Source organism: Ruegeria sp. AO1, assembly GCF_056535985.1.
Genome location: NZ_JBQFJC010000003.1, coordinates 1 through 15762 on the forward strand (window position 1 = coordinate 1; position 15762 = coordinate 15762).

General features: G+C 55.7%; 22 protein-coding genes and 1 pseudogene. 13 read left to right on the forward strand and 10 right to left on the reverse strand.

All coding sequences use genetic code 11. The annotated features are described in order from the left end of the window. The 10 genes and pseudogenes from ACR3FB_RS23270 to ACR3FB_RS23315 all read left to right on the forward strand — a co-directional run. A pseudogene (locus tag ACR3FB_RS23270) lies at positions 1 to 572 on the forward strand (ParB/RepB/Spo0J family partition protein); the annotation flags it as partial. Then, complete coding sequence (locus ACR3FB_RS23275; protein WP_480566934.1) at positions 553 to 840, forward strand: hypothetical protein; 288 nt, start codon at positions 553 to 555, stop codon at positions 838 to 840. The pseudogene ACR3FB_RS23270 and the gene ACR3FB_RS23275, both read left to right, overlap by 20 nt. A gap of 114 nt (positions 841 to 954) precedes the next feature. Then, entirely contained in the window at positions 955 to 1248 is a 294-nt protein-coding gene (locus ACR3FB_RS23280) for a type II toxin-antitoxin system RelE/ParE family toxin (protein WP_170417791.1), read from the forward strand. A gap of 5 nt (positions 1249 to 1253) precedes the next feature. Further along, positions 1254 to 1544, forward strand: coding sequence for an addiction module antidote protein (locus tag ACR3FB_RS23285; RefSeq protein ID WP_152460667.1), 291 nt, complete (start codon positions 1254 to 1256; stop codon positions 1542 to 1544). 22 nt (positions 1545 to 1566) lie between these two features. Beyond that, on the forward strand, positions 1567 to 1863 hold the full coding sequence (locus ACR3FB_RS23290) for a hypothetical protein (protein ID WP_480566936.1): 297 nt from the start codon (positions 1567 to 1569) through the stop codon (positions 1861 to 1863). Next, on the forward strand, positions 1845 to 2036 hold the full coding sequence (locus ACR3FB_RS23295) for a hypothetical protein (protein WP_480566938.1): 192 nt from the start codon (positions 1845 to 1847) through the stop codon (positions 2034 to 2036). The genes ACR3FB_RS23290 and ACR3FB_RS23295 overlap by 19 nt, the downstream gene beginning before the upstream one ends. Before the next feature lie 742 nt (positions 2037 to 2778). Continuing rightward, complete coding sequence (locus tag ACR3FB_RS23300) at positions 2779 to 2979, forward strand: hypothetical protein (protein WP_480566940.1); 201 nt, start codon at positions 2779 to 2781, stop codon at positions 2977 to 2979. Between the two features lie 470 nt (positions 2980 to 3449). Continuing rightward, positions 3450 to 3869, forward strand: coding sequence for a hypothetical protein (locus tag ACR3FB_RS23305; RefSeq protein ID WP_170417782.1), 420 nt, complete (start codon positions 3450 to 3452; stop codon positions 3867 to 3869). After that, complete coding sequence (locus ACR3FB_RS23310; protein WP_170417779.1) at positions 3866 to 5701, forward strand: relaxase/mobilization nuclease domain-containing protein; 1836 nt, start codon at positions 3866 to 3868, stop codon at positions 5699 to 5701. The genes ACR3FB_RS23305 and ACR3FB_RS23310 overlap by 4 nt, the downstream gene beginning before the upstream one ends. A gap of 87 nt (positions 5702 to 5788) precedes the next feature. Beyond that, positions 5789 to 6826 (forward strand): hypothetical protein, encoded by a 1038-nt coding sequence (locus tag ACR3FB_RS23315; protein WP_170417776.1) that lies wholly within the window; start codon positions 5789 to 5791, stop codon positions 6824 to 6826. 209 nt (positions 6827 to 7035) lie between these two features. Here ACR3FB_RS23315 and ACR3FB_RS23320 read toward each other — a convergent pair whose 3' ends face one another. Further along, complete coding sequence (locus tag ACR3FB_RS23320) at positions 7036 to 7452, reverse strand: MerR family transcriptional regulator (RefSeq protein ID WP_170417773.1); 417 nt, start codon at positions 7450 to 7452, stop codon at positions 7036 to 7038. 74 nt (positions 7453 to 7526) lie between these two features. Between ACR3FB_RS23320 and ACR3FB_RS23325 the strand changes: the two genes are divergently transcribed. The 3 genes from ACR3FB_RS23325 to ACR3FB_RS23335 all read left to right on the forward strand — a co-directional run bounded on the left by ACR3FB_RS23325 (position 7527) and on the right by ACR3FB_RS23335 (position 9282). Continuing rightward, the gene (locus ACR3FB_RS23325) at positions 7527 to 8156 is read left to right on the forward strand and encodes a cation efflux transmembrane domain-containing protein (RefSeq protein ID WP_170417770.1); all 630 of its coding nucleotides are present in this window, start codon (positions 7527 to 7529) and stop codon (positions 8154 to 8156) included. Between the two features lie 74 nt (positions 8157 to 8230). Next, positions 8231 to 8698, forward strand: a complete 468-nt coding sequence (locus tag ACR3FB_RS23330) for a DUF411 domain-containing protein (RefSeq protein ID WP_170417767.1) — start codon at positions 8231 to 8233, stop codon at positions 8696 to 8698. A gap of 161 nt (positions 8699 to 8859) precedes the next feature. Continuing rightward, the gene (locus ACR3FB_RS23335; protein WP_170474328.1) at positions 8860 to 9282 is read left to right on the forward strand and encodes a c-type cytochrome; all 423 of its coding nucleotides are present in this window, start codon (positions 8860 to 8862) and stop codon (positions 9280 to 9282) included. A gap of 214 nt (positions 9283 to 9496) precedes the next feature. Here ACR3FB_RS23335 and ACR3FB_RS23340 read toward each other — a convergent pair whose 3' ends face one another. The 9 genes from ACR3FB_RS23340 to ACR3FB_RS23380 form a co-directional block, all read right to left on the reverse strand. Beyond that, positions 9497 to 9826: a hypothetical protein gene (locus ACR3FB_RS23340; protein WP_480566942.1), complete on the reverse strand. Its 330-nt coding sequence runs from the start codon at positions 9824 to 9826 to the stop codon at positions 9497 to 9499. Positions 9827 to 9941: 115 nt separating this feature from the next. Beyond that, a complete protein-coding gene (locus tag ACR3FB_RS23345; RefSeq protein WP_480566944.1) occupies positions 9942 to 10415 on the reverse strand; it encodes a type IV secretory system conjugative DNA transfer family protein in 474 nt (157 codons plus the stop codon). Beyond that, positions 10409 to 11215: a type IV secretory system conjugative DNA transfer family protein gene (locus ACR3FB_RS23350; protein ID WP_480566946.1), complete on the reverse strand. Its 807-nt coding sequence runs from the start codon at positions 11213 to 11215 to the stop codon at positions 10409 to 10411. Before ACR3FB_RS23350 ends, ACR3FB_RS23345 begins: the two co-directional genes overlap by 7 nt. A gap of 158 nt (positions 11216 to 11373) precedes the next feature. After that, on the reverse strand, positions 11374 to 11532 hold the full coding sequence (locus tag ACR3FB_RS23355; protein WP_170417997.1) for a hypothetical protein: 159 nt from the start codon (positions 11530 to 11532) through the stop codon (positions 11374 to 11376). Positions 11533 to 11544: 12 nt separating this feature from the next. Then, positions 11545 to 12558: an ATPase, T2SS/T4P/T4SS family gene (locus tag ACR3FB_RS23360; protein ID WP_170417994.1), complete on the reverse strand. Its 1014-nt coding sequence runs from the start codon at positions 12556 to 12558 to the stop codon at positions 11545 to 11547. A 205-nt stretch (positions 12559 to 12763) separates the two neighbouring features. Then, a complete protein-coding gene (locus ACR3FB_RS23365; protein ID WP_170417992.1) occupies positions 12764 to 13597 on the reverse strand; it encodes a TraB/TrbI/VirB10 family type IV secretion system protein in 834 nt (277 codons plus the stop codon). 11 nt (positions 13598 to 13608) lie between these two features. Continuing rightward, a complete protein-coding gene (locus ACR3FB_RS23370; RefSeq protein WP_170417989.1) occupies positions 13609 to 14289 on the reverse strand; it encodes a hypothetical protein in 681 nt (226 codons plus the stop codon). Positions 14290 to 14470: 181 nt separating this feature from the next. Next, positions 14471 to 15103 carry a TrbG/VirB9 family P-type conjugative transfer protein gene (locus tag ACR3FB_RS23375; RefSeq protein WP_480566948.1) on the reverse strand — a complete coding sequence of 211 codons (633 nt, stop codon included), beginning with the start codon at positions 15101 to 15103 and terminating at the stop codon, positions 14471 to 14473. Then, complete coding sequence (locus ACR3FB_RS23380) at positions 15103 to 15747, reverse strand: VirB8 family type IV secretion system protein (protein ID WP_170417982.1); 645 nt, start codon at positions 15745 to 15747, stop codon at positions 15103 to 15105. Before ACR3FB_RS23380 ends, ACR3FB_RS23375 begins: the two co-directional genes overlap by 1 nt. Between the last annotated feature and the right edge of the window lie 15 nt (positions 15748 to 15762).

Sequence of the window (15762 nt, forward strand, 5' to 3'; positions counted from 1 at the left end):
ATTCTGACGCGCAGCGCAAGCTGTCCGGCGTGTTTGTCTATGTCACCAACAATGGCGAGATCAAAACATCCCCGGCCTATGTCGCGGCGGAACATGTTCAGGCTGCCATTGAGGCTGGTGTTCTGGCCCCGGTCAAAGAACCGGAGATCAAGGAAGAACCAAAACCAGTTTATTCGCAGAAGTTCATCGACGACATGGTGGCGATCCGGCTGGCAGCGGTTCAAACGGCCCTGCTGGACAAGCCTGATTATGTGTTGAGCCTGTTTGCTTTCTTTGCCACCCCGGCCTCCGGTCTGAGCAGCAATCTGTTTGGGTTTGGCTATGGTGGTGCCGAGCGGAACACACCCGAGATCGATGACCAGTTCATCCTCGACCCGCGTCTTGGCGGAGAACGGGATGAAGCGGCACAGGCAGCCTATGACCAGTTCCACGAGATTGCCGCACAAGGCAGCGTGGAAGCGTTCAAAGCGTTTCGCGATCTGGGCAAGAAGACCCGCAATGGTGAGATCACGGGTTTTTCCCCGGCGGTTTCTGACCCAACGCCCGGAGTTCATGGCGGAGATCGAGGCTGAGATCGAGGCTGACATGCGCGCGATCTGGACCCCTTCGGCTGAAAACTGCTTCAAGCGTCTGAAAGGCTGGCAGCTGGATGATCTCTACAAAGACCTGCTGGACCTGCACATCGACGCCGACATGTTCAAAGCCTTCGCGAAATCCAAAAAGGGTGCCAAGAACGAGGCGCTGCACAAGCTCTTCAATGATCCAGAGCATCAAAAGGCACTGGGCGTGACCGAGGCACAGAAAGCCCGGATCGATGCATGGGTGCCGGATTGCTTCTGAAACTGGCAGGGCAGGCGCAACGCGCCCTGCTTTTCAGCAATGATTTTTGATTTTAGTTCAATGGTATAGGTTGTTTTGACTTGAAAGTTTGTAGCCTGTAGGCTACATATAGGTATGATAGAAATTCGTAAGACGGACCTGTTCGACAAGTGGCTCAAGGGCCTGAAGGACCAAAGGGCGAGAGCCAGGATCTTGGTTCGCATCACGCGGTTGAGCCTGGGCAATCCCGGTGATGTGAAACCGGTTGGTGAAGGTGTGAGTGAACTGCGTATCTCCGAAGGGAAGGGGTATCGCGTTTACTATGTGTCGCGCGGTGACGTTTTGATCGTTTTGCTGTGCGGGGGAGACAAGTCATCCCAGCAAGCCGACATCAAAACCGCCAAGGCGATGGCAAGAGAGTTGGAGTGAAAAACATGGGTGTCAAAACAACGAAGTTTGAAGCGGCTGACTATCTGGACAGCCCGGAAGCCATTCAAGCCTATCTTGAAGCGGCTTTTGAAACCAGCGACACGGCGCTGATCGCGTCGGCACTTGGCGATGTTGCCAAGGCCAAAGGTATGTCGAGTGTGGCCGACAAATCTGGTCTGTCTCGGGAAAGCCTCTACCGCGCACTTAGCGAAAATGGCAATCCCGAGTTTGGCACGGTGCTGAAAGTGCTGAGCGCTGTGGGTGTGACGCTCACCCCGAAAATGCACGTGAATTAACCCACTTTAAAGGCTATCCACCATGTCCACCGATGCAGCTCCGTCTACGGTTGAAAAAGCCGCCCGCCGCGTCTGGAAATCCGCGCAGATGTTCGTCGGGTTTCATACAGACCAGAAGGGCAAGCCGCGCACACAGCCGAAGCTCTGGCCGCCAAAAAACGGGAGCGCGTCGATCCATGGTGATCCCAGCGCGCAGGAGGCCATCGTGGTCGTCAAAGCCGCTGATCCGGACGAGGTACAGGACGTGCAGATCAAGCTGCACCCAAACCGCATTGTTGTGCGCCGCGATGCAGATGCCTGGTGGCAGGTGTCGCTGTAGATGAGCATACCGTGACGGTCCGAATGGCCGACAACACGATCATCGAAATCCGCCATGACGGATCGGTGAAGCGGCGCTCGGCAGAGGACGAAACCCATGTTGAAGCAGATGGCAGCATCTTCAAGTTCACGGAATTTGCCGAGGCGCATATGACGGTGACGGGGTGGAAATGACCCGCCGCACAGAGGATCGCATTGCCACGATCACAGCTGACGGTGTTGTCGATCGCGCGCGCAAGCGTTAGCCTGTAAAGAATACCTCCAGATTTTCCTTTGGTTAAACTCGTGGCCCGCTTCGGTGGGCCTTTTTCTTGGCGTACTCATCACTGTATCTGCCCGTGCGCCGGTCTCGCCCCGCGACAGCGCTTGAGAGAGTTCTTGCGGATTACCGGGGCGTCCTACCGAACCCGCCAATCCAAATTGAGTCCGGCTGTTTACCTGATCCGCACAAGCACGGACCAGGGCCGGACCGTCCGGTCTTTGGCCTCCGCCAGTTGGATAGGGCGGTTTGCACCGTCCGTCATTCTTCATCCTTTGCGACGACGGTCATACCGACCCAGAAGGGCAACCCCCAACTTAGAACTGAGCGCCGCGCCTGTGTCGGATCGAGGTGATGTTGCCGCCATCAAAGACATCGTTTTGTTCAGATGTTCCGCGCGCAGCGATCCCAGAAAGCCTTGCCTTTCACCAGGTCTGACAGTTTCAAGTACGTTGCCGGAGAAGATCCTCGGCTGCGGTGTTTCTGAAGGGATGAACATAAGCGGGCAGTCATCGCGGCGCCCGGCCGGCGCCGCGCTTCAACAAGGAATGTCCCCTGCGCCTGCGGCGCATTCCGCGCGGATCAAATTCCTGCTGACATCCCTTGATGCCCGCTTTTCCCTTGTTCATCGAAACACGCCATAGCGAGGATCAAACAATGGCAACTCAAACTCTGAAACTGAGCGTCAAGACCGGTGAAAAAGAAGGCAAGACATTCTGGGATCGATGCGGGGTGCTCTTCGTCAATACCGATGAGACCGGCACCATCACCTCGATCCAGGTCTGGCACAGCATGTTCCCTGGCGTTGAGATGGTGGCCTTCCCGAAGCGCACCGATGACGATCCCGTCACCGAATGACGGGAGGGCAGGGCGGCGCAAGCCGCCCTTTCTTCTGCTCCGGCCGCAGGCCGGACCACATATGCGCCACAGGTGGCGCGCGGTCTAAGACCGGGCAGGGGTGCCGACCTGCCCCAATGCGGCAGCACGACCCCTGCCACACCCGCCGCGAAAGCGGCGGGACATTGAGCGCGCTGAGGCGCGCGGAAAATGCCATACTGACCTTGAACGTGCCGGTATGTGACGGGCGCTGTTCGGGCAGCTCCCGCTTTGCGTGATTGCCCTGCGCCGGTCCACCGGCACCCACGCCTGCTGGCTGGAAAAGGGGCAGGACCCTTTTCCCGGCGTGGAGATTGCCTCCAAGAGCAAAACTGTTCCGGGGGCAATTTGAGAAAATACGGATTTCTAAAATCACCCCCGGTTTCCTCTTGGAGAGTATGACAGGATAAGGTAGTTGTGTTACAAGTCATAAAAACAACCAGAGGTATACATTGAGCAAGCCCGGCGACACCACTGTCTTTTCCGTTCGATTGCCGTCAGATGCGTTGGTGCGTTTGGAGGAGGCCGTGCAGTCGCTTGGGGCCAAGAGCCGCAACCAGATCATCCAACGACTGATCTATCGTCTGATCGGGTATCTCGATCCTGACCCGGCCGTTGTCGATCTCTGGCAGACGCACTTGCGGCAGGTTCAGGGTGGATACACCAACCTCAATCAGCTCGCAAAATCGGCCAAACGCGGTTCGGTGATCTGGACCGATGACGACCGGCGCGATGTCGAAAACCTCCATCGTGCGATCATCCAGCACCGGCAAGACCTGAAGGCGCTGATCACCGCGGCCCGCCGAAACCGAGAGCCAGACTCCGCCATTCGCCGAATCTTGCGCGACGATGAGAGGACATCTGAAGCATGAACGTCGCGGCTCACAATTTGACGGCAGGGGACTTTCTGGAGCTAGCCTTCCGGGAAGCGCAGAAGGGTATCGATCGGTCCAAGCAGATCAGCCAGCAGCTGCAAACCGCCAAGCGCATGAAGTTCATGATCTCGCGGGCCTCATCCATCAAGGCGCGGCTTGGTGCTGTGGTTGGAAAGCCCGAGGCGGTTGTGAAACACGTCCGCAAAGGTGGGGTGAAAAAAGCGCATGAGCTGCGCCGCCAGATCAATTACCTGACCGTCAGGGCAGAGGGCGTGTTGGACATCCGCGACAATGGTGTGACCCCGCTCGATGCCGATCAGGTGAGTGATCTGATCGAGACCTGGGCCGAGGATTTCAACGGGAAAACCAACTATGGTTATACCCGTCACATGATCGTTTCTTTTCCCGAAGGCACCTATCCGGATGCCGCGCATGAGGCCGGTTTGGACTTCGCGGATCGCCTGTTTGGGAGCGGTGATTTTGGCGATACCTGGGACTATCTGACCGTGTTCCACAACGACACTGACAACCCCCATGTCCACATCGTTGTGAATAACCGAGGCGTGGAACATGGGCAGTGGTTGGCTATGGGTATGAGCAGCGACATGAACATCGACGTTCAGCGCTCTATCCAGGTTGAGGTTGCCGAAGGATACGGAATTGAGCTGACCGCAACGACCCGCCTTGAGCGCGGTTTGCGGCAGGAAGTTGAGACCGACACGTGGAAGGTTCAGGCCGGACTGTCTGTTGTTGAAAGCACTCCGGAGGTTGAAGTTACGGCCCGCGACATGGCCGGTGATGTGATGACACTCTCCATCGCAAGAATGTCGGATCTGTTTGATGAGCGCGCCAACGCTGTCAAAGACCGGATCGAAGAGTTTGCCATCCAACTCGTTGAAAGTGAGGAACCTATGGTATCGAGAATGGAACATCTGCTGGATCAAGCCCATCATTTTGATGATTACGGCGAGCCAGGAGACCCGTCTTATGTGTCGCCCGAAGTCATGAGCAACTTGCGGCGACACATCGAATTAGGCGGTTCTGAGGAAACAATCGCACCCGAGCTGAAGGCTCAGGTTGTTGCCCATATCAGCGACGTTCGGGACAACGAACAGAGCCATCCGTATCTGTCTGCCCTTGCTGATATTGTCGATGACAAGGCGTTCCAGTCGTCCGCTGATTATGCCCCGGCAGCACGCCGGTACGAGGTCTATATACAGGACACCTTGGGCAAGGGGGCCTATGAGGACTTCCAGACTCAGACCAAAGAATTGCTGCAATCCATCGACAAGATGGAAGGGCTGGCCCGTGAGGTTGACGACCCTCATCTGCGTGTCGCTATGGATATTCAAATTGGCGAGTTGAAGGGCGACGTTGCGGACCTGCGCACCAACGATCCGGACCTTCAAGCCTTCATCATCGAGGACCGCCGCTATTCAACGATGATGGGAATGGGCACTGCCGAAATGGATGTCTTGGATTATTCAGAGGCCGGCAAGTGGGCAGCGATCCGCAAAGAAGTCACCGACACGGCCAGCAGCTACGGCCTCGATGGCGAGGCGTTCGTTGCCCGCTTTGGCGATCATCAGAACGTCACCCTGGGTACAACAATGGGATGGCGCAGCGACGACATTTCGACCGCCGCGGCCCACTTCCAGGCGCAAGGATTACCCGACAGCCACGACCGCGCTGAGGCCGTTGTTGACGAGCTGCACCAGCTTGCGTCTTCCAGGATCATCGCAATCTCAGAAGAACTTTCAGACGTTCACGCCCACGCAACGCACCCGCTCTTGCAGGGGCGCGGTGACGATGACGGGCACAGCTTGTAAGGACTTTAACCGGTCTGCCTGATGCGCGCGCCAACGCCCCAGGCAGACCCATCACAGAGTTTTCCATCAACTCGCAAAGGAAAAACTATGGTTTCGCGTACAGACTATCTTTTGAACGAAGTCGAACACTTCGCACCCTATTCCAGATTTGATCAATCCGCCCCGCGTGAAGATCGCGTTTCAGAGCAGATCGACATCATCAGGAAAGAACAGCAGGCGATGGGCTTTGATCGTGCAGCCATCGCCTCAAACAGCTTCGACATCGAGGACCAGGCCAACCGCCGTGTTGACGAACATACTGCGCAACAAGATCTGGTCGAAGAATTCAAAATCGAATTTGAAGCTGCGGAGCGGTCAGGGGAGCCGGTTGATCTGAACGATATGCAGGCTTTGGTTTCTCAGCACATGAGTGATGCTCAGGAATACGATCTGTATCACCCTTACTATTCGTCCCTTGCGGATCTGAGTGGTGACAAGGATTTTCAGGAGTCCGACGACTACCAGTCGCCCGGTGATCGCTATGTTCAGTATATGCAATCCGCTTTGGGGGAGGCCATCTTTGAGAACTACGAGCAGCAGACCAAGGACATCGTGAACTCCATCGAGAACATGGAGGCTCTTGCACGAGAGGTCGAAGATCCACACTTGCGTGCCGCAATGGACGTTCAGATCGGGGAGTTGAAAGGCGATGTTGCCGAACTGCGCCCATATGACACCGACCTGCAGGCATACACTTTGGCTGATGACAGCTACACCACATCCATGAATGCGGCCGAGTTGGACAACCTGGACCCCACGGAAGCCGAAAAATGGCTGGCTGTGCGTGATGACATTGTGGCGACCGCGCACAGCTTCGGTCTCGACGGAAGCAAGTTCCTGGCCCGCTACAACGATCATGACAGCGTTTCAATCGGCACAACGGCGACTTGGAAAGACGCGGACATTTCCACCGCTGCCGCCCATTTCAACAGCCAAGGCGTTCCGGACAGCTACGAGCGCGCGGAGGCCGTTGTTGGTGAGCTGCACCAAGTTTCATCCAGCAAGATTGCCGCCGTGGTGCAAGAGATTGCCCATACCCGCGAACAGGCTACCCACGTCCATGAGTATGATGGACACAGTCTTTAACCACGGAGGACATGATAGATGATTGTTCGCGCCGGTGAATGTGTTGCCGGGAACAGCGAGACCACCGGGTTGGAGTAATGTGGGGTCTGTTCCGATTGGGACGGACTCTTGTCCTTGGACATTCCGGGCATTCGCTGCACCACGTTTGAATAGGCAAGAAGCGGACAAAACAGTCTTTCGCTGGGACTAAAGCAATGTCCGCTCATAGTTTAGTGATCGTGGTGACAGAGTTTATGATCGGCAAGAGACGCGAGCACATAGCAGTTCTCTGACACTCCTTCGTCATCACAGCCCTTCGAAATCCGAACCAGCTCTTTTTCAAGAGCCCGTAGTCGTTTGATCTTTGCTCTTACTTCGGAAAGTTGTGAGACGGCGATGTCCGTTGCGGCTTGGCATGAACGATCCGGGTGGCCTTGAAGCACAATCAATTCGGAGATCGCTTCAATTGAGAAACCAAGATCGCGTGCATGCTTGATGAAACTGAGACGCTCTAGCCCTGCCACATCGTAGCGCCGTTGGTTGCCTTCGGTGCGTTCTGGTGCGGCAAGCAGGCCCATTTCCTCATAGTAGCGGATAGTCGGAACTTTGACCTTCGTGCGCTTGGAAAGCTCCCCGATAGAAAACATGAAAATACCTCTTGAACCTCTAGTAACTAGAGACACTACACTATGGTCACGACAGATACAAAAAGGGCTTCCCAATGTCAGCATGTTGCGGACACAACGCCAAATTCGACGGCGTATCAGACGACTACAAAAGGAGGCTGTGGATTGTCATTGCTCTGAACGCGGTGATGTTCGTCGTCGAGATGACTGCCGGTCACTATGCAAAGTCTCAGGCACTTCAGGCCGACGCTCTAGACTTCCTTGGGGATGCTTTGACCTACGGTATCTCGCTGGCAGTGATCGGGGCTTCAATCCGTGCACGCACCAATGCCGCTCTGGCGAAAGGGGTGAGCTTGCTGCTGATGGGTCTTTGGGTGTTTGGATCGACCGTGTACCGGGTGTTCTATGTCGGAGTGCCGGAGGCCGAGATCATGGGCATCGTTGGCTTTTTCGCTCTTATGACCAATCTCGCAAGTGTTCTCTTGCTCGTCCGTTACAAGGACGGCGATGCAAATGTGCGCTCTGTCTGGCTATGTTCGCGTAATGACGCCATTGGCAATGTGGCCGTTATGTTTGCAGCTTTAGGCGTCTGGGGCACAGCTAGCGGTTGGCCTGACCTGATTGTTGCGGCGGTCATGGCAACGTTGTTTCTTTCCTCTGCTTTCCAGATCGTGCGCCAAGCGCTCGCCGAGCGTCGGGAAGTTGGCGAACATGAGCATGTTTGACGTGGATTATGACCTTTGATCTCGAATGATACGAAATCGGCTCAATTTAGTTGGAAATACCAAGGACTCTCGCCATGAACCTGAAACGCCGCCAAGTACTGACTTACGCCGCTGGCTTTGCCAGCACAGTACCATTTGCCGCGTTTGCGCAAGACACGCCTTCCGTCCGTGTTCTCAAGGATCCGAACTGCGGCTGTTGCCAGGTTTGGATCGACATCCTGCGGCAGGAAGGCTTTCGCATTACCGAGGAGCGCAGCTTTGGAACACAGCTTGTCCGCCACAAATTGGACAACGGCATTCCCGAAGAAATGATGTCCTGCCACACAGGCGAGATCGATGGCTATATGATCGAGGGGCATGTGCCGGTTGCAGACATTCGTCGTCTGCTGGAGGAGCAACCCAGTGCTGTTGGACTTGCTGTTCCTGGCATGCCCTACGGTTCCCCTGGGATGGGGCCGGAAGATCGTCGTGAGGCCTACGACGTGTTTTTGATCCTCAAGGACGGTAGCACCGAGGTGTTCAAGAGTTACGAAGCGGCCTGAGGCGACGTTCATCGAGCGGAAACAGTAAGGAGGAGAAGATGACGAAGCTTGGATTACGCACTCTTACCTTAAGCGTTCTGTCTATCACCATTGCTACAGTGGGTTGCGCACAACAACAACGAGGAGATTGGTGGGGTCACGGGCCAATGGGATCTAACCACATGAGGTCTGAGCACATGCGTGGTTGGGGGCACGGCAATATGGGGCCTGGCCAGCAGCAGCGCATGCAACGACATTGGACGTATATGAACGAGGACGTGCCCGCAGCCTACCGCGGGGCTCGGAGCACCATTCGTGCAACGCCCGAGAATGTTTCGGAGGGCAAGACGCTATATACGGAAAACTGCGCAAGCTGTCATGGAGCTGAGGGTTTGGGCGATGGTGAAGCCGGACGTTCGCTCGCGCCCTCTCCCGCTCTCCTACGATGGTTCGTTCAGATGCCGATGTCGGGGGACGAGTACCTTCTTTGGGCAATTTCCGAGGGCGGCGAACGCTTCGGAACAGACATGCCAGCCTTCAAGGAAGCGCTGAGCGAAGAAGACCTTTGGAAGATCATCGTTTATATGCGTGCGGGGTTCCCTTGATCTGTCGTCAATCTGTTGGTTTTTGATGAGTGTTTTTGCTGTCGATACTATGACGACAATTCTCAGCAGGCATAAAGCTGACAATGCGCCATTCTAGTAAGCTTCACGGAAGCGGACATATATGTAAGTCGCAGCACGAGCAGGTTAGGGCTCTCTCCTGCCGTTCTCTGCATATTGAAGTAAGGTCCGGTTCGGCCGCGTCCTGTTACCCCCGTCAAGTGAAGGCGCTACTTTCAGCCCGTTTGGCTTTCATTTTCTCCATCGCCATATCTTTCGCTGACCGACTTTTCCGCTTTGCGACCGTGCGCTGCGCATCAAATGCCGCCTGAAGTTCCTGGTCTTTTTCAGAAACCTCTTTCACCGGGGCAGGGGCCGGATTCGCATCCGCCAGAGCCTTTGCCGTGTCCCTGGCCTGTTCTTCAGCAAGATCCAGATGTACCTTGATCTTTGGAGCATCACCCCCAAGGAACTGCATGAAATAGGGATCTTCGAAGTATCGGATCTTGTTTGCAATCACCGGCATCTTGCCTTCGCGGATCAGCACAACTTCATTTTCAGGCAATCGGCCAACGTGTCGGGCCGGAGCAGGCGAATGCCTTCTTCACGCTCTGATATGCTGCCCATTTCCATCTTGCCGAGTGCTCGAGACTTCGACTTGCTTATGACCGTTTTGTCCCCGATGGACCTGGACACATGTTCGCGTACTTCGAATCCTCTGAGGCGGCAAACATCTGGGTTCCAGCGTTTGCCAGCATCGCCCGCACACCCTCGTGCCCATAAATGTCCTGTAGGCGCGACAGTGTTTGCGAAATCACCACGAGCCTGCCCCCGAACGATCGCATGGTGTCATAGGCTTCAACAACGCGCTCAAGATGGCCGAGGCGTTGGAACTCATCGAGCAGCATCAAAACCTTGAACGGCTCATCTTCGCCCGGCTCAACAGTTTCGATGGTGTTCACCAGATCGAGGAAGAACAGGCGAATGAGCGTCCGGAACTCTTTGACCTTTTTCCCTGGCACGGAAAAGTAGATCGAGCTGGGGCGCCGACGCAGATCTTCAAAGTTGATGTCATTGCCCTGCGTGGCTCTTGCTACCGACGGGTTGCGCCAGAGCTGCAGGCCGGAGTTCAACATAACCGAAATCGTTGACCGCAGGATTTTGATTCTTCGGCTGCAAGATTCAGAAACTCATCTGCAGCTCGCGCATATCCAACTTCTTCAGCCATTTTCTCATAGTCCTTTTGCTTGGTCGTTTTGACCAGGCGCAGGACTTCGGAAATGTATGGCCGCTTTCTTTTGATCGCCAGCATCGCCATTGCGCAGAACATGCCTTCAACACCACCCATAAAGCCCTGCGCGGACGAGCTGGGCGTGTCGAACATCTGAGTTGCAACCTGAATCACTTCTTCCCATCGCCGGTCCAGATTGTCGGCACGTGCTGCGCGGCGCAGAGGGTTGTAGCTGTGGCTTTTGTCGGGGTTCTCGGGGTCGAACACAAAAACCTCATCGCCCATTGCTGCCCGACGCGCGCCGGTTGTCTGGAAAATCTCGCCCTTGATGTCCAGGACGACGCAAGACCCATTGAAACGCAGGACATTCGGGATCACAAAGCCGCTGGTTTTGCCCGAACCAGACGGGGCAATGAACATCGCGTGCGGCTTTTGGACACCGGGGCCGGGCTTATAGTAGATCGCGTTTTTGTCCTTTGGCTCACCAAATTTGGCAAACACGATTTCACTATCCAATTTGTCTTTGAGCTTCAGAACCGACGCATAGCCTTCCTGGACGAGCTGAGGGGCCTTTGCAAAGGTCGCATCACCGTATTTCGTTGAGGGACCACGCAGCGCAGCCGCCACAAATGCAAAGGTCAAAACACCCACTGCGACCACCGCCACCAGACCCATGATCTGCTGCGTCTCTGCAGGCTGTGCCATGAACCTCTGGGATCGCCCAGATGTCCAGCCCGCGAAAGCCTCTGGTGTTGATGTATTCGAGCGCCAGCCCGACCACCAACACCGCGCAAGCCGAGGTAGCGATAAAGCCCATAGTACCGGCTATCGCGACCTTCTTGCCTTTGGGTAGATCCTGAAACTCAGCCATCGGTCAGCTCGCGTTTGAAGAAGCACACGATGCCAAATTCTGCACGTGCGACACCAACCATTTCCCAACCTTCTTTGCCCAGCTTTGCGAATTTCTCGCTGGCGTCGTCGCATTCCGAAAAAGGCACGTCTCGGTACTCGAATTTCTTCATCTTTGTACTCCTTCAATTCAGTTGTTCAGCAGTCATCAGAGGCGGGAAGATCACGCCGTTGACCTTCCGTTCGTCCCCGATTTTCTTCATGTGAACGATCATGTGAATGGTGGCCCGGATGTCATCGACCACTTCTGACTTTTGAACGGTCGGAGATCCGCGACGCACCATTTTGCTCATCCGTCCAATGGCATCTACGGGCGAGTTCGCGTGCATGGTGCAGACAGATCCATCGTGGCCGGTGTTCACCAGTTCCAAGAACATATTCGCGTCGTCGCCTCGGATTTCACCGCAGACGAGGCGGTCAGGCCGGAGGCGAAGCGCCGATTCCAGCAGCTTTGTTGGTGATCGAGGGCCATCTTCTTCGGAACGGTCGGCAAGCAGATCGACAGAATTGGGTTGCTCGATGTCCAACTCGGCCACTTCTTGAATCGTCACGATCCGTTCGCCCGGATCGACGCGCTTCAGCATTGCATTGAGGACAGTGGTTTTGCCGGACGAGGTGCCCCCGGCAATGATCACGTTCCATTTGCTAAGCATTGCAAGGTCGGCCAGCTCGTCAAAGTTCATTGTTCCGTCAGCGAGAACAGCCCGAGCATTTTCAAGCGCGCTATGATCGTTGTTTTCTGCCAACGCCGCCTCTTTGCTGGCGAAGCTGAACGCGCCCAGATCGACGTTTTTCACGCGCAGGAGACGGATCGCAACGGACCCCACGCCGGTTGTTGCTGGCGGAATCACGACCTGAACCCGCGCTTTACCCTGCTGTGTCGGCACGTTGGCCGTCGCAATCGGCTTCTTTTCTCCGAATGTTACATCGCTGAAACCGGCCACGCAGCGCCCGATGTTTTCTACATCGTCTCTGTTCAGAGTGATGTCTGTCCTGGTCATGTGCGTTGTGCCCATTTCTTCGACCCAGACCGATCCGTCAGGGTTCACAGAAATTTCGCTCAGGCTTTCATCGTGTAACAGATGCTCGATCTTGCCTGTATAGTATTCCAGAAGGCTATTCCCGTTCCGCCCGCTCATGTTCTTGTCCTTGGTAGAGCACTTTTTGGAACACTGGAGGTTGCCTTCGCTGCATCTCGGCTTTGCCTCGAACACGAAGGCATCCACATAAGATTCATTGCTTCCAAAAAGTGCTGAATTTGCTTCAAAAAAGGCCGCTACCGCACTCGATCATGCTGGCAGCGGCCGGAAAGACCGCTGAGGCGGTCGGCTCATTGGCTCGCTCTCAGAAGCTATCGAACACAACGTCGCGCTGCAGGATCGCGTTGATACGACTGCCCTGATCGACAAAGATTGTCGGAGTGATGCGCAGGTATTCATCAAGCGCCGCTGCCGTGGCGTTCTGCAGGTTAGACCCCACTTGGGTTGCCAGATCCGTTCTGACCGAGTTGTTGCTGTCGCTGTCAGACACCAGCGCCACAGGGGCAATACCGATGATGGACAACAACGCAGCCGTGCCGAACCGCTTCCCAAAGTGTGTGTTCACCCTGCCGGTCGCGCCGGTGCGGCCCTGTCCGTCCGTGCCAACTGAGCCGATCTGAGCGGAAAGGCCATCCGGTGTAATGACACGGCTCCAAACAATCATGATGCGCGTTTGCGCCAATGTCGTATCCGCTCGATACTCGCCATAGAGCTTCGATCCACGAGGCAGAAGCAAACGTGTGCCGTCCATCGAGTAGACGCCGCGTGTGATCGTTGCCACGACACTACCGGGCAGTTCCGAGCTGACCGCCCCACCGAATAGCGCCGACAAGACCGTGCCTTGCGTTAAGGTGCGCGACGGATCGTCAATGATCGAGGCCCCGACGATGGGTGGATATTCTTCGACCAGATTGTTTTGCCATGTCGTATTCGGGTTTTCCTGATAGCCGCGCTGTTCTTCAGGTAAGCGGGTGTCGTCTGGCTGGACTTGAACCGGCTGCGGCGCAGCAGGGAAGGGTTGGAAAATGACCGGCTGCGATCCACCATTGATCGGCTGGTAGTTTTGACCGGGTGCTTCCTGTGCCATCGCGCTTGACGCCAAAGCAACCAGGGCGAGGGTGAGTGCTGTTCTGTTCATCGTCAGCTCCATTAGTTTCTGCCGTATGGGTTTTCATCGAACACGATGCCGTCTGACTGGTTCTGGCGCTCGCGCATCCGCTTGAGTTCTTCAAGCCTGCGCCGCTCATCATCAGTCAGACCCGTAGTCTGCAAGTGGCTCATACTGGCGAGCGCCCGGGCCTCTGCATCAGCAACCGCCTGGGCAAGCTCAGTCTGAAACTTTTTCTCGCGCTCATCATATCTGACCTGAAGGCGTTCATTGGTCAGGTTCAGCGTTGCGATTTCACCGTCTTTTTCTGACAGCGAAACTTTGGCGTCCGTCAGCTCGTCTTGCAGATCGGAAATCCGGCCATTCTGTTGCTCGATTGTTTTCAGGGCTTGTTTCAGCCCTTCGGAATCGACCTGCGGCACTGCTACCGGTGTTGCCACCGCAATTTCCTCGGGCAAAGCCTCTTGTTCCGGCTCATCGACCTCTGGTCCCCGTGCGGTCAAAAGCCCGTATCGCTCGCCACCGCCTTGTTGCAAAGCGTCAACGCGGACACCCGTGTTGGTGCTTTTGTTTTCGTCGCCCATGACAAACCATACAAAGCCCAGGAACACCGCCCCTGCGATTGCAACAGTTATCAGCTTCTTTGGGTCGAACTTCTTCCGGACACGTTGCGACGGCTGTTCAGCCGCCGCCCGTGCCGCAATTGTCTGATCGCGGTTCATTACTTGCTGCCCCCCGGTTTAACTGTCTGTGAAGTGACGGGCCGACCGCTCACACTTGCCTGCTGAAACGCGTCGCCATCGTTTCGTACACAGATCGAAGTGTCCTCGATGCGCAGTGTCCAAAGATCTGAAAGGCCTTGCACCTGGATAATGCCGCGCTCTTTGACTGTGGTGTTCACCATCAGCTCGCGGCCATCAGGCAGGACACGGAAGATCCCCGGCAACTCCGCATCCTGCGGGATCTGCATATGGTGTGAACGCCATCGTCCCACACGGCAGTAGGCGCGAAGTCAGCTTTGCCCGAGCGCGAGTAGTTTTGGTTGACGAAGCGGCCTGTTGGTTTCGGTTCGCTGCGCGCTACCGTGCCACGGCGCGTTGTAGTCCCGCCGCTGTTGTTTTTGTTGTAGAACGTGACCCGGAACGGAACACGTTTGCGTTCGGCGGCGCTCTCGGCCGGAACCAGATAGAAGTTGTATGTGCCGCGATTGGTCAGGACAGTCAGGTTTGAATCCGAGTTCAGGATTTCCGGCTTGAACGCAATAACGCGACCTTCCTGAAGGCGAGTGATCTGAAAACTTTCAGTGTCGCCCGCACCAATGCTGCGGACGGTTTCGCCCTGCGGAAAGTGAACATAGGTAATCAGGCGTTCACCCACAGGGATGCGGTACACCTGGTTCTCGACGTAATGGAAATGCGTGATGCGGTGATCCGCGTTCTTTCCGTCCGGTGTCGGTGTGATTTCAGCGAGCAGAGGCGTAGAGAATGCCAAAACTGCTGCGGCGGTGGCGGTGAGTGTTTTGAAAGAACGCTGCATCAGATGTCTCCCATTGCGTCTACGCGATAGTTGGTGACGACGAAGCCGAATGGATTTTCCAAAAGTTCGTCCATCGACGTCACGATTTTTTCCTCAAACCCATAGGTCACTGTGACCACGTAGCGGGCTGAGGCCGTTGCTTGGTTTGGAACGATCAGGGACTTGCGGATCTCGACCTGCACCGTCGCATCGTTGACCGGCGACACGCCCAGAATTTCGGTCTGCACCTTTGTCTTGGGCGTATAGATTTCGTCCGGATGGTTGTCGTTCGACCCGTCCCACAGTTCGCGGTAGGACGTTTCGGCCAGCTCATCAGAACGACGCAGCACCGATTTCAGGCGCTCGTTGTTGTCCTGGACATCATAGGTTTCCCGGTCGCGCACATAATTTGCGACTTCACGGAAGGCCATCGCCTCAGAAGGTTCCAGTTCTTCGACTTTTTCAGTCAGCAGGACCGGCAGTTTCGTGTCCGGATCAATGGAGAATGGCACCGCGCGGATTTCCTTCAAGGGAAGGAGCATCGCCCAACCAATCATAGAGGCCACGCCCATTGCCATGCCGACCATGCCGAATACCTGCCATTTGAAGGCATCGCGGCGTGCACCCAGAAAGAGTTCTTTTTCGTGATCTGTCACGTGTGACATCAGCTCAATACCTCG

What these genes read in the sequence shown, in the direction of transcription:
- ACR3FB_RS23275 (WP_480566934.1), top strand. Translation starts at nt 553, where the DNA reads ATGGCGGAGATCGAGGCTGAGATCGAGGCTGACATGCGCGCGATCTGG.
- ACR3FB_RS23280 (WP_170417791.1), top strand. Translation starts at nt 955, where the DNA reads ATGATAGAAATTCGTAAGACGGACCTGTTCGACAAGTGGCTCAAGGGC.
- ACR3FB_RS23285 (WP_152460667.1), top strand. Translation starts at nt 1,254, where the DNA reads ATGGGTGTCAAAACAACGAAGTTTGAAGCGGCTGACTATCTGGACAGC.
- ACR3FB_RS23290 (WP_480566936.1), top strand. Translation starts at nt 1,567, where the DNA reads ATGTCCACCGATGCAGCTCCGTCTACGGTTGAAAAAGCCGCCCGCCGC.
- ACR3FB_RS23300 (WP_480566940.1), top strand. Translation starts at nt 2,779, where the DNA reads ATGGCAACTCAAACTCTGAAACTGAGCGTCAAGACCGGTGAAAAAGAA.
- ACR3FB_RS23310 (WP_170417779.1), top strand. Translation starts at nt 3,866, where the DNA reads ATGAACGTCGCGGCTCACAATTTGACGGCAGGGGACTTTCTGGAGCTA.
- ACR3FB_RS23315 (WP_170417776.1), top strand. Translation starts at nt 5,789, where the DNA reads ATGGTTTCGCGTACAGACTATCTTTTGAACGAAGTCGAACACTTCGCA.
- ACR3FB_RS23320 (WP_170417773.1), bottom strand. Translation starts at nt 7,452, where the DNA reads ATGTTTTCTATCGGGGAGCTTTCCAAGCGCACGAAGGTCAAAGTTCCG.
- ACR3FB_RS23325 (WP_170417770.1), top strand. Translation starts at nt 7,527, where the DNA reads ATGTCAGCATGTTGCGGACACAACGCCAAATTCGACGGCGTATCAGAC.
- ACR3FB_RS23330 (WP_170417767.1), top strand. Translation starts at nt 8,231, where the DNA reads ATGAACCTGAAACGCCGCCAAGTACTGACTTACGCCGCTGGCTTTGCC.
- ACR3FB_RS23335 (WP_170474328.1), top strand. Translation starts at nt 8,860, where the DNA reads ATGAGGTCTGAGCACATGCGTGGTTGGGGGCACGGCAATATGGGGCCT.
- ACR3FB_RS23345 (WP_480566944.1), bottom strand. Translation starts at nt 10,415, where the DNA reads ATGTTGAACTCCGGCCTGCAGCTCTGGCGCAACCCGTCGGTAGCAAGA.
- ACR3FB_RS23350 (WP_480566946.1), bottom strand. Translation starts at nt 11,215, where the DNA reads ATGGCACAGCCTGCAGAGACGCAGCAGATCATGGGTCTGGTGGCGGTG.
- ACR3FB_RS23355 (WP_170417997.1), bottom strand. Translation starts at nt 11,532, where the DNA reads ATGAAGAAATTCGAGTACCGAGACGTGCCTTTTTCGGAATGCGACGAC.
- ACR3FB_RS23360 (WP_170417994.1), bottom strand. Translation starts at nt 12,558, where the DNA reads ATGAGCGGGCGGAACGGGAATAGCCTTCTGGAATACTATACAGGCAAG.
- ACR3FB_RS23365 (WP_170417992.1), bottom strand. Translation starts at nt 13,597, where the DNA reads ATGAACAGAACAGCACTCACCCTCGCCCTGGTTGCTTTGGCGTCAAGC.
- ACR3FB_RS23370 (WP_170417989.1), bottom strand. Translation starts at nt 14,289, where the DNA reads ATGAACCGCGATCAGACAATTGCGGCACGGGCGGCGGCTGAACAGCCG.
- ACR3FB_RS23375 (WP_480566948.1), bottom strand. Translation starts at nt 15,103, where the DNA reads ATGCAGCGTTCTTTCAAAACACTCACCGCCACCGCCGCAGCAGTTTTG.
- ACR3FB_RS23380 (WP_170417982.1), bottom strand. Translation starts at nt 15,747, where the DNA reads ATGTCACACGTGACAGATCACGAAAAAGAACTCTTTCTGGGTGCACGC.